Source organism: Microbulbifer agarilyticus (assembly GCF_001999945.1).
In the GTDB taxonomy this organism is placed as follows: Bacteria; Pseudomonadota; Gammaproteobacteria; order Pseudomonadales; family Cellvibrionaceae; genus Microbulbifer; species Microbulbifer agarilyticus_A.
Genome location: NZ_CP019650.1, coordinates 2118749 through 2130614 on the forward strand (window position 1 = coordinate 2118749; position 11866 = coordinate 2130614).

The 11866-nt window shown below is 55.0% G+C and carries 7 protein-coding genes; 3 read left to right on the forward strand and 4 right to left on the reverse strand.

The genetic code is table 11. The features are described from left to right. Positions 1–58 precede the first annotated feature (58 nt). Positions 59–994: a LysR family transcriptional regulator gene (locus tag Mag101_RS08645; protein ID WP_077403563.1), complete on the reverse strand. Its 936-nt coding sequence runs from the start codon at positions 992–994 to the stop codon at positions 59–61. A gap of 174 nt (positions 995–1168) precedes the next feature. Between Mag101_RS08645 and Mag101_RS08650 the strand changes: the two genes are divergently transcribed. From Mag101_RS08650 to pta, 3 genes are all read left to right on the forward strand, one after another. Further along, positions 1169–2767, forward strand: a complete 1599-nt coding sequence (locus Mag101_RS08650; protein ID WP_077403565.1) for an isocitrate lyase — start codon at positions 1169–1171, stop codon at positions 2765–2767. A gap of 217 nt (positions 2768–2984) precedes the next feature. After that, a complete protein-coding gene (locus tag Mag101_RS08655) occupies positions 2985–4250 on the forward strand; it encodes an acetate kinase (protein WP_077403568.1) in 1266 nt (421 codons plus the stop codon). Positions 4251–4253: 3 nt separating this feature from the next. After that, positions 4254–6395, forward strand: a complete 2142-nt coding sequence (gene pta, locus Mag101_RS08660) for a phosphate acetyltransferase (RefSeq protein ID WP_077403570.1) — start codon at positions 4254–4256, stop codon at positions 6393–6395. A 33-nt stretch (positions 6396–6428) separates the two neighbouring features. On the opposite strand, the gene Mag101_RS08665 is transcribed toward pta, so the two are convergent. From Mag101_RS08665 to Mag101_RS08675, 3 genes are all read right to left on the reverse strand, one after another. Further along, positions 6429–8660: an acetyl-CoA hydrolase/transferase C-terminal domain-containing protein gene (locus Mag101_RS08665; protein WP_232325186.1), complete on the reverse strand. Its 2232-nt coding sequence runs from the start codon at positions 8658–8660 to the stop codon at positions 6429–6431. A gap of 19 nt (positions 8661–8679) precedes the next feature. Continuing rightward, entirely contained in the window at positions 8680–10911 is a 2232-nt protein-coding gene (locus Mag101_RS08670) for an acyl-CoA dehydrogenase (RefSeq protein ID WP_077403572.1), read from the reverse strand. A 170-nt stretch (positions 10912–11081) separates the two neighbouring features. After that, positions 11082–11813 carry a DMT family transporter gene (locus Mag101_RS08675; protein WP_077403575.1) on the reverse strand — a complete coding sequence of 244 codons (732 nt, stop codon included), beginning with the start codon at positions 11811–11813 and terminating at the stop codon, positions 11082–11084. Positions 11814–11866: the final 53 nt, after the last annotated feature.

Here is an 11866-nt window from a genome sequence, read left to right on the forward strand (position 1 = left end):
CGCTAATTTATAGGTGGAATCTTCGCTATTCACCAAATGTATTCTCGGGCTCAAACGATTACAGTTGTCGCCCTACATCGAGAATCAAACGTCGCATCCAGCGGTGCGGTGCGCTCTGTTGCAGTAACGGGCTCCACGCCATCTTCAGCTCAAGCAACGGTATCTTGATTGGCGGCTCACGCAGCACCACGCGGGGATTGCTGGACGCAAGCTGCGCCATACGTGTCGGCACCGTGACGATCAAATCGCTCTGCTCGGCGAGGAGCATGGCAACCTGGTAGTGCCGTGTGAATACCGAGATGTCGCGCTTGCGCCCCTGGCGGCCAATGGCCTCGTCCACCCAACCCAGACGCTGTACGTCCTCGGGGTTCACCCCTACACCGACACCCATACCGGTCTTGCTCACCCAGATGTGCTGTGACGCGAGATAGCTCTCCAGATTGTAGTCCTGAAGGATGGGATTATCCGCGCGCATTACGCAGGAGAAGGTATCACTCCAGATCGTCGCCTGATGAAAGCTCTGAGGCATGGAATCGAAGCGGTTGATGACCATATCGACCTTGCCCTGCTCTACATCCACAAAGCTCACATCACTTGGCGTCATTATGTCTAGACTGATACCAGGTGCACTGACGCGCAGTTGTTTGAGCAGCGGTGGAATCAACGTGGACTCCGCATAGTCACTGGCCATGATGCGGAATGTCCGACGCGCATCGATCGGGTTGAAGTCCCGGTTTGGCTGAATGACCTGATCAATGGCCGCCAGTGCTTCCCGCACCATGGGTTGCAGCTCCATCGCGCGTTCTGTGGGCATCATGCCCTCGCGTGTGCGCACCAGTAGAGGGTCGCCAAACAGCTCGCGCAACCGCTTGAGTCCGTTGCTCATGGCCGGTTGTGACAAGCCGAGATGGCTCGCCGCGCGAGTCACATTGCGCTCCCGGAGCAGCACGTCGAGGTACACCAGTAGGTTCAGGTCGGCACGTTCGAGATTCATCGGCACAGTCTCATCGGGCTGGGTCAGCCGCTGGTTTAGTTGGCGTTGTACGAGGTCTTGTCATGTATTCACGACTTGGATAGCGAGAATAATGACAATAAATTAGCCAAATTATGCCAGCACTCCTACGATACGCACAACCTATTCGCAGTCACCGATCGAGGGAATATCGTAATGTCTACATACGCCAATGAGATTAAAACAGCTGCCGCGCTGTGTGAGAGCAACGGCAACAGCTGGGATGCCATCAACCCGGAATCCGTTGCCCGTATGCGCCTGCAGAACCAGTTCAAGACTGGTATTGATATCGCGCGTTACACCGCCGACATCATGCGCAAAGATATGGACGCGTACGACCAAGACACCTCCAAGTACACCCAGTCACTGGGCTGCTGGCACGGTTTTATCGGTCAGCAGAAGATGATTTCAATTAAGAAGCATTTCGAGGGTAATACCGATCGTCGCTACTTGTACCTGTCCGGCTGGATGGTTGCAGCGCTGCGCAGTGAATTCGGCCCCCTGCCCGACCAGTCCATGCATGAGAAAACCTCTGTAGCGGCACTGATCGAAGAACTTTACACCTTCCTCCGTCAAGCAGATGCGCGTGAGCTGGGCGGCCTGTTCCGCGAGCTGGACGCAGCACGTGAAGCTGGCGACGAAGTAAAAGCGAAAGCAATCCAGGGCAAAATTGACAATCACGTAACCCACGTAGTCCCAATCATCGCCGATATTGACGCTGGTTTCGGTAACGCGGAAGCGACCTACCTGCTGGCGAAGAAAATGATCGAAGCCGGTGCCTGCTGTATCCAGATCGAAAACCAGGTTTCCGATGAGAAGCAGTGTGGCCACCAAGACGGTAAAGTAACCGTTCCTCACGAAGACTTCCTGGCCAAGATTCGCGCCGTACGTTACGCGTTCCTGGAACTGGGCGTAGATAACGGTGTAATCGTTGCCCGTACTGACTCTCTGGGTGCCGGCCTGACCAAGCAGATCGCTGTTACCAATGAGCCTGGCGACCTGGGTGACCAGTACAACAGCTTCCTCGACTGCGAGGAAGTTGATGCGGCCGACCTGAGTAATGGCGACGTGATCATTAACCGCGAAGGCAAACTGCTGCGTCCTAAGCGCCTGGCTTCCAACCTGTTCCAGTTCCGCAAAGGTACTGGCGAAGAGCGCTGCATTCTCGACAGTGTTACCTCCCTACAAAACGGCGCCGATCTGATCTGGATTGAAACCGAGAAGCCGCACGTTCGTCAGATCGGTGCGATGATGGATGAGATCCGCAAACAGGTGCCTGATGCCAAGCTGGTCTACAACAACAGCCCATCCTTCAACTGGACTCTGAACTTCCGTCAACAGGTATTCGACGCGTGGAAAGAAGAAGGTAAGGATGTGTCTGCCTACGACCGCGCGAACCTGATGAGCGCTGAGTACGACAATAGCGAGCTGTCTCAGGCAGCGGACGAGAAAATTCGCACCTTCCAGGCAGATGCTGCGCGCGAAGCGGGTATCTTCCACCACCTGATCACCCTGCCGACGTACCACACCGCGGCCCTGTCTACTGACAACCTGGCCAAAGAGTACTTCGGTGAAAAAGGTATGCTGGGCTACGTGGAAGGAGTACAGCGTAAGGAAATCCGTCAGGGTATCGCCTGCGTTAAGCACCAGAACATGGCCGGCTCCGATATGGGTGACGACCACAAAGAGTACTTTGCTGGTGATGCCGCGCTGAAAGCAGCCGGTAAAGACAACACCATGAACCAGTTTGGATGAGTCGATCTCGAAACTATCCCTGAGAATCGTTTCACTCACTTTTGGGGCCGCTTTGCGGCCCCTTTTTTGTGTGGCTTGTTTTCTAGCTATTTGAATTCCAACGCAGACTATATGCTGCATGGATTCTCCTGCCCCCACTTTCTATCCCTGCAAAACTCCACTGGCGCAAAAATGAACTAGGCTTATGGCACGCTCTAGGTAATTTTGTGCTGTATGTATGCCCGACAAGCGCGCCAATAGTGGCCAAGTCCTCGTCCTTAACTGTGGAAGCTCTTCACTGAAGTTTGCGTTGATCGACCCACGTAACGGCGACGCCAGCCTCGGCGGCCTCGGAGATGCCCTGGGCCATAGCGCCCCCACCGTCAGCTGGAATATTGGTGGCGAGAAACATAGTGCACCACTCAAAGAAGGTGCAAAGCACACCGAAGTAATCGAATTTGTTGTAAACCATATTCTTTCCGGTCAGGGAACCTTGCTGCAGGCTATTTCTGCAATCGGACACCGCGTTGTTCACGGTGGTGAGAAGTTCTCCCACTCAGTACGGATTAACGACCAGGTCATTCGTGCAATCCAGGACTGCGTGGCCCTGGCACCTCTGCATAATCCTGCGCATTTACAGGGCATCGAGGCAGCCACAAAGGCATTCCCCGGCCTGCCTCAGGTTGCCGTCTTCGACACCGCATTCCATCAGACGATGCCCCGTCAGGCCTATATCTATGCCCTACCCTACGAGCTGTATACAGAGCACGGTATTCGCCGCTACGGAATGCATGGCACCAGTCATCGCTTCGTGTCAGAGCGTGCTGCCGCGATCCTGGGCAAGGCCAGTACCGATGTAAACATCATCTCCGCACACCTTGGCAATGGTGCATCTATCGCCGCCATACAGGCAGGTAAAAGTGTGGACACCAGTATGGGGCTAACCCCTCTGGAGGGGCTGGTAATGGGTACCCGCTGTGGCGATATCGACCCCGGTTTACTGCTCCATCTTGGAGTGCGTCTCGATTACTGTTTGAAGGAGATTAATGACCTCCTCAACAAAAAGAGCGGCCTGCTAGGCATTTCGCAACTCAGCAACGATTGTCGGGCGCTGGAGCAAGCGGCGTCGGAGGGCCATCAGGGCGCACAGTTAGCTCTTGAAATCTTTTGTTATCGACTGGCGAAATATATCGCCTCCTACCACGGCGTCTTGTCCAAGGTCGATGCGCTGGTATTTACCGGTGGCATTGGCGAAAACTCGGCATTCATTCGGGAAAATGTAGTCAGCCGTCTCGGTGGCCTTGGTTATCAGACAAACCAGGCGCGTAACCTGGAAAAGCGTTTTGGTGCAGAAGGTCACATCGAGTCCGCAACGAATGGAGCACCTTCGCCCACGATTCTGGTCATTCCAACAAATGAGGAATGGGTGATCGCGCGGGATGCCGCACAGATTATCGAAGGTGATAATTCGACTCCGTCGGCCCAATCGACTGGAGGCGGCTAGCCCATGGCACGCACGATTATGCTCGTCCCCATCAGTTCCGGTGTGGGGATTACCTCGGTGAGCCTTGGCACTCTGCGCGCGCTGGAGCGAGATGGCGTCAGTGTCAGTTTTTACAAGCCAATCACGGAAACGGTTAAAAATGAACGGAACCGCGACCGCAGCAATGAAATCTTGCGCACCGCGTCCAGTTTAAAAGTGCCTGAATCGTTCAGTATGAAACACGCGGAGTCGATGATCGGCCACGATGACCTCGCGGATTTAATGGAAGATATTCTGGCACGCTTTAATGAGCAGGCGCGCCGGGCCGATGTTGCCATTGTCGAGGGACTTGTTCCCAACGCGGAAAACCAGTTTGCCAACTTGCTGAATTTGCATATCGCGAAAACACTGGACGCGGAAGTCATACTGGTGGTGTGCCCGGATTTGGACTCAACCCAGCAGTTGAAAGACCGGCTTGAGGTAGCAATGACCACCTTCGGTGGTAGCAGTGCACAGCGGGTGGTGGGTTGTATTGTAAACAAGGTCGGCGCACCATCGCATTTGCCCGATTCGCCGGGTGCCGATATTAATGGCGTATTTGAGGGTTCGCGTGTTCGCCGTGGCAATCTCGAAATACTCTCACTATTCGGCAAAAGCCCCCTCCCAATTATCGGCTGCATTCCCTGGAACGCAGATTTGGTGGAGCCGCGAGCAAAAGACCTGGCTGAGCATTTTCAGGCGGAAATCATCAATTATGGCGAGTTGGATATTCGACGATTACGCACGGTCACATTCTGCTCGCGCTCGCTGGGCAATATGATCTACCGCTTCGAACCGGGCTCGATGCTGGTGACTTCCGGTGATCGCCCCGATGTGATCGTGGCGGCCTGCCTCGCTGCGATGAACGGAATCAAGATCGGTTGCCTGCTGCTGACGGGTGGCTACCAGATCGAACCACAGGTCCGAAAGCTGTGCGCTCCCGCGATGGAAACGGGACTACCGGTTGTTCTTGTTGAGAGCAATACCTGGCAGACAGCGTTGCAGCTGCAGTCGTTTAATACTGAGACCCCGACCGACGACCTCGACCGGATTGAGAAGGTGCAGGATTTCATTGCCGGTCACCTGGATAACCACTGGGTAGAGTCTCTGGCAAGAGACTCCAACCGCCCCAAACGCCTTTCACCCCCGGCATTTCGCTACCACCTTACCGAACTGGCGCGGCGGGCCAACAAGCGCATTGTGCTTCCTGAGGGAGATGAGCCCCGTACGGTGAGAGCCGCGCTGGTATGTGCCGAGCGCGGTATTGCCCGCCCGGTATTGCTCGGTGATCCCAAGGAGATACATCGAGTCGCGGAACAACAGGGTATGCTGCTTGCGGATAAGGTCGAAATTATTGATCCCGCCAACACCCGCAATAAGTACGTTGATGCCATGGTTGAGTTGCGCAAGAACAAGGGGCTGACTGAAATTGTCGCCAAAGAACAGCTGCAGGACAACGTGGTACTCGGCACCATGATGCTGGCAGAAGGCGAGGTAGATGGCCTGGTGTCCGGCGCCGTACACACCACAGCGAATACTATTCGCCCTGCCCTACAGCTGATTAAAACTGCACCGGGTGCCAGCCTGGTTTCGTCGGTGTTCTTTATGCTGCTGCCAGATCAGGTGCTGGTATACGGAGACTGTGCAATCAACCCAGACCCGAACGCGGATGAACTGGCAGATATCGCCATTCAGTCGGCGGACTCCGCGGAAGCCTTTGGCATCGAACCGAGAGTGGCAATGATCAGCTACTCCACCGGCTCGTCAGGGTCCGGCAGCGATGTAGAAAAGGTCCGAGAAGCAACGAGAATCGCAAAAGAGAAGCGGCCAGACTTGGCAATCGACGGGCCCTTACAGTACGACGCGGCCGTCATGGAAAACGTGGCGAAAAAGAAAGCACCGGACAGCCCGGTTGCCGGACGCGCAACGGTGTTTATCTTTCCAGATCTAAATACCGGCAATACCACTTACAAAGCCGTACAGCGCAGTGCGGATCTGATCAGTATTGGCCCTATGTTGCAGGGGATGCGTAAGCCGGTGAATGACTTGTCGCGCGGTGCGCTGGTCGATGACATCATTTACACCATCGCCCTTACCGCCATTCAGGCGAGCCAATTGAAAAGCTAGCCTGCCTTCAACACCAGCCTTCAATATCTGCCCTTAGGAACCATTTTCGTCAGTGGGATCGGCGGTATCACCGAGGGCACGCTTGTCATCAAAGAATTTCGAATAGGCGCCTGCGACCAGGTAAGCCAGCAGCCGGTGATGGTAGTCATCGCTGCCATCGAATCCCAATCGTTCAAGACAGGCGCGCACTGCAGGGAATTCGTCGAGGCGATGCTTGGCAATATCGCGACCTTTGCGCAGTAGCGGCCAATAGGTAAAGATATTTCGCCCGGCCTCCTTCAGGCTCTGCAAGGCGACCGCCAATTGGGCTTCCTGTTCGGTGAAGTCTGTGCCCAGTGGGTAATATGGCAGCAGTGCCGGCCGGTGCCCCTGCTCGAAGATTGCCTCAAGCCGATGGGGTGTATTGTTCCTGTAGGCCGCGGGAATTTTAAAGCCGCGCTCTACCTTTCCAGCGGCCCGCGCTTTGGATAAGAGTTCCCGCTGGAACCGTGAATCCGTAATGCAAATCATTGAAACCATCACGTCCCGATCGGATTTACCACGCAAATCAGCGATGCCATATTCGGTAACGACAACATCACGCAGGTGCCGCGGTATGGTGCAGTTGGGGTACTCCCATACAATATTACTCTGTACACGGCCGCCGGTTGTACGCGTGCTGGAGAGCGCGATGATGGACCGCCCTCCCGGTAGCTCTTGCGCCTGAGCGACAAAGTTGTACTGCCCACCTACCCCGCTGACGACTTTACCATTGGCTAACCCGTCCGACACAACTGCCCCGTTCAGGGTCACCATCATTGCGGAGTTCACGAATCGCGCATGTTGTCGTTGCGCACGTTTTAGCTCGCGATCTTTCTCCAGTGCATTGATATAGTCGATACCGGTCATATTGATTCCAGCCAGTTCACCCGGATCCATCTCGCGAAGTTCCCGGTAAAGACTGGTAGAACCAAGATAGAAACCGCCATGCAGCCAGGTGCCACCGGCAATTGGCTTTCCCGCAACACTACCCAGCAGTTTTGTCCGACCGGCTGTACTGTGGAGATCACACTCTTCCATTTCGCCCCCCTCATCAAGGAAGCGGTGACCTCGCCAGCTGTAAGACGGATCGATGATGCCCATGGCCTGCAGGAATTTTGTATCGGCTTCTGTTAACGGACTTTGGATACGCCCGCTGTCACGCAACGCCAGCAACAGGTCTTCCGACGCGCAATCAGAAAACGTACCCGCGTTCAGTAGCGACTGAAGCGTGGCATCCTGGTAGACCTTTCGTTTCATCACACCCGCACGGCGCAGGTGCAGAAACCCCTCCGGGACCATTTCGCTGGCCCCGTAAATCCCCCGCGTAAACAGGCTGGATTCTGCAGGGATGGTGCTGACGGTGGCATCAAGTTCAGACTGCAGGGAATGCAGGATATCGCTGAATTCCTGATTGTGCGTTTGCCGCAAGCGGAGTGTGTGGCAGATTGCGTCGCCGAGTGCGCCGATGCCCACCTGCAGTGTGCCGCCATCTTTTACCAGGCTGGCAATGTGGAAACTGAGCGCGTAATCGGTAATCCCTACCGGCGCATTGGGCGCGGGGAAAATATCCTGCTCGAAGGACTCGCCTTCCAGTACAAAATCAAACAGAGATTCACTGACCCGGGCATCACCGCCAACAAATGGCAGGCGTGGGTTGACCTCTCCAACGACAACAATAGGCCCATGGTTTCGCTCTTCGGCAAGTGCCAACAGCGGCAGAGTCAGATCGGGGTTGCTACTTAGGCTGTAGTCACCACTACTATCAGGCGCTGGTGACACCATTTGGGCAATCAGATTGACACCACGGTCCAAAAGATCCCGAGGTACCAGCGTGTAGTTGCTGCTGACGTAATCCTGTTGGGCGCTGGGGACGTTAAGCATGCTGCCCGGTTGCATGAAAAACTCGCACACCTCGACATTGCGTGGCAACAGGCCTTTGCGGCGCGCCTGATTGTAGGCAAGGTCGTGGTAGTCGCGGTAGAGACGATCCAGTAGTGGCTGGACAAAACGGCGCTGTAGTTCGTTACCACTCGCGGGACGTTCGAGTGTCAACGCTGTAAAGATCGTGAGCGTGATACTCGGATCTCTCTCGGCACGGGCATATAGGGCATTCGCGAAATGGTTCGCCTTACCAATACCCAGTGGAAGCCCAAGTACGATGCGCTTGCCCACGCGCGCGAGCACCGCATCAACGCACGCTTCTACCTCTTCGTAGGACTCAGGCTCTTTCGTCCATTCCACCATGAAGGCCCCGCTTTCAGATTCAGCCCGTTGTCTTCTGGCCGCCCAACGAATCGAAGTGATCGACCTGAATTGCCTTATCCACCGCCTCCGCAGTGAGTTTCATCTCGGTGGCTTCTTCTTCGTTGATAAGACCTTTACTCAACGCTTCTTCAACAGACTTCACGCTGAGTGCACGCACCCCACCCTTCTTCATTTTGTCGCGAATGTCTGCGGTCGCATGGCTGAGTTCAAATGCCTGCTCAACGATATCGATTCCGTCGCCCGGATTGCCCAGGAAGACGCCCTCAGTAAGACGTTCGCGGGTTTCGGAAGGCACCATAATGAGGTCCGCACATGCTTTCGCCTGACGGTCCGATGCATCGCGAATACTGTGCCCCCAGGGCATGGTCAGAAACTGCATCAGCTGGCCAATGAAACGGATCGGAAAGTTATGGAAGACCTCGATCAAACTGACTTCGATATTGTGGAAGCCAGAACGCATCGCAAATTCGAGTAAAGGGCGGTCTTTATCTGGACTGCCATCGTCGTTGAAACGTTTGAGTGCGCAGCTCATCAGATAGAGATCACTTAAGACATCCCCAAGACGTGCGGAAATCATTTCCTTGCGCTTGAGCTCGCCCCCCAATGACATCAGGGATATTTCCGTGACCAGTGTGAGCACTGCAGAGTAGCGATTCATTTGCCGGTAGTACTTTGCGGCATCACCAACACCCTTGGGACTACTGGCAAACAGGCCACCCGTCCAGCCATGAAATACCGCGCGCACAAACGTCTTCAGCTGGAACATGAAATGCTTGGGTAGCAGCGCATCCAGTTCCTTGACGCCCGCCTCGTGGTCCGGATTGGTGGCGGCTTCCATTTCTTGCAGCAGGTACGGATGACAACGTATGGCACCCTGCCCGAAGATCATCAGACTGCGCGTCAGGATATTCGCTCCCTCAACGGTAATTGCCACCGGTACTGCGCGATACACGTTGCCCAGATAGTTGGAAGGGCCATCAATAATCGCCTTACCCGCATGAATATCCATGGCATCGTTGATGGACTGGCGCAATCCGAAGGTGGCGTGCGCTTTCATAATTGCAGAGATAACCGCGGGCTTGCGCCCCTGGTCTAGCGCGCGGGTTGTCGTTTTATGGGCGGAATCGAGTACATACGCAATGCCGGCTATTTCCGCGAGGCGGCGCTGCACGCCTTCAAATTTACCGATAGAAATACCAAACTGCTCGCGCACATAGGCATAGGCTCCAGTGGTACGGGCCGCTAGCTTTGCACCGCCTGTAGAGAGCGAAGGCAGTGAGATGCCCCGGCCTGCGGCAAGCGCGCTCATTAACATATGCCAGCCGTGTCCAATGTTCTCCTGGCCGCCGATGATCCAGTCCATGGGAATAAAGACATCTTTGCCCCAATTGGGGCCATTCATAAAGGCCTGCATGGCCGGCAGGTGGCGTTGACCGATGGTCACGCCCTCAGTATCGGTGGGCACCAGAGCCACGGTAATCCCGAGCTCTTCTTCATCGCCAAGAATATGATCGGGATCATAGAGTTTAAAAGCGAGCCCAAGCACCGTAGACACCGGGCCCAGCGTGATATAACGCTTGTGCCAATTGACCCGCATGCCCAGGGTTTTTTCGCCTTTGTAGGTCTCATAACAGACGACACCATTATCCACCATGGCGGCCGCATCGGAACCCGCTTCCGGGCTGGTAAGGCCAAAGCATGGGATATCACGACCGTCGGCAAGTCGAGGCAGGTAATGCCGTTTCTGCTCGTCGGTACCATGCGCCATCAAAAGTTCACCGGGCCCCAGTGAGTTCGGCACCATTACCGTGACACCAACGCTAGTGCTGCGCGTTGAAATTTTGGTAACGATTTGGGCATGGGCGGTGGGCGAAAAACCAAGTCCGCCAAACTCTTCAGGGATGATGATGCCGAAAAATCGATTCTTTTTGAGGAAGTCCCAGATATCCGGTGAAATGTCGTGGTCTTCGTACGACACCTTCCAGTCGTCGACCATCTTGCACAGTTCTTCCACCGGGCCGTCGATAAACGCCTGCTCCGCTTCGGTTAGTTCCGGTTGCCCCATATTGAGCAACTTATCCCAGTCGGGCTTGCCGGAGAGCAATTCGGCATCCCACCATACCTCGCCTGCCTCCATGGCTTCGCGCTCGGTATCGGAAATTGGCGGCAATACTTTCTTAATCCAGTTTAATAGTGGTGCGGTAACCCACTTCTGACGCAAACTGCTCATTATTTGTCCTTTCGAAGGGCCGTTACAATTTAGTGTTCTTGAGTTGTGATCTAGATGGCCTGAATTGCGCCATCGGGACGCGTCCCCAATCGAGGAAGTCATTGCAACTATAGGCAATCTGTCGACCGACAAGAGCCAAACACTCGAATAGAACCAGATGGAGGTATCGATCAGCTAAGCGCGAGCACGCCAATGCCACAGAAGATAATCAGTGCGCCACAGACACGACGGATAGACAGGCGCTCTTTGAGCAAAAATACAGAAATGAGTGACGCAAAAAGAATACTCACTTCCCGCGTTGCAGCGACGGCTGCCACCGGCATCAGTGAGGTTGCCCATAGCGCTATGCCGAAGCCACTGGTTGCGAGCACCCCAGAGAGCGAACTGCGCAGAAAATTCGCACGCGCAAAGGCCAATCCCTTTAGAGGCCTCGTCAGCAGTACCGCAAGAATTACCCCGCCACCAGAGAGAATCTCGAGCCAGGCGACGAAGCTCCACGGGTTTTCAACGGTTCGTACGCCAGCTGCGCCCAGGGTCGTGTAGCCGGTAATGGCAATGCCGGTACCCAGCGAGTAATAGATACCGGTAGAACTTACCCGTAATTCCTTCATGATCAGGGCGAAAATACCGCAGCTGACCAGCAATACCCCGATTATTTGCATGGTTTCGAGAGATTCATCGAGGAAAACCAGCGCAGCGGTTGCGACCATCAACGGCGTCACCCCACGGGCAATTGGGTAGGCGGTACCGTAGTCGAGCGCGTGATATGAGCGCGACAACAGGAAGAAGTAGAGATATTGAAATAAGGCACCGCCAATCAGAAAGATCAACGAGGACTTTGCAGGCAGTGGCAGCTGTGTTGCCAGTAGCATGCCTGCAAAGAGGCCGACGCTGCGGATCATTGCCAACTGTAGAAACGCTTCTCCACTATGTTTAACGACTGCGTTCCATACAG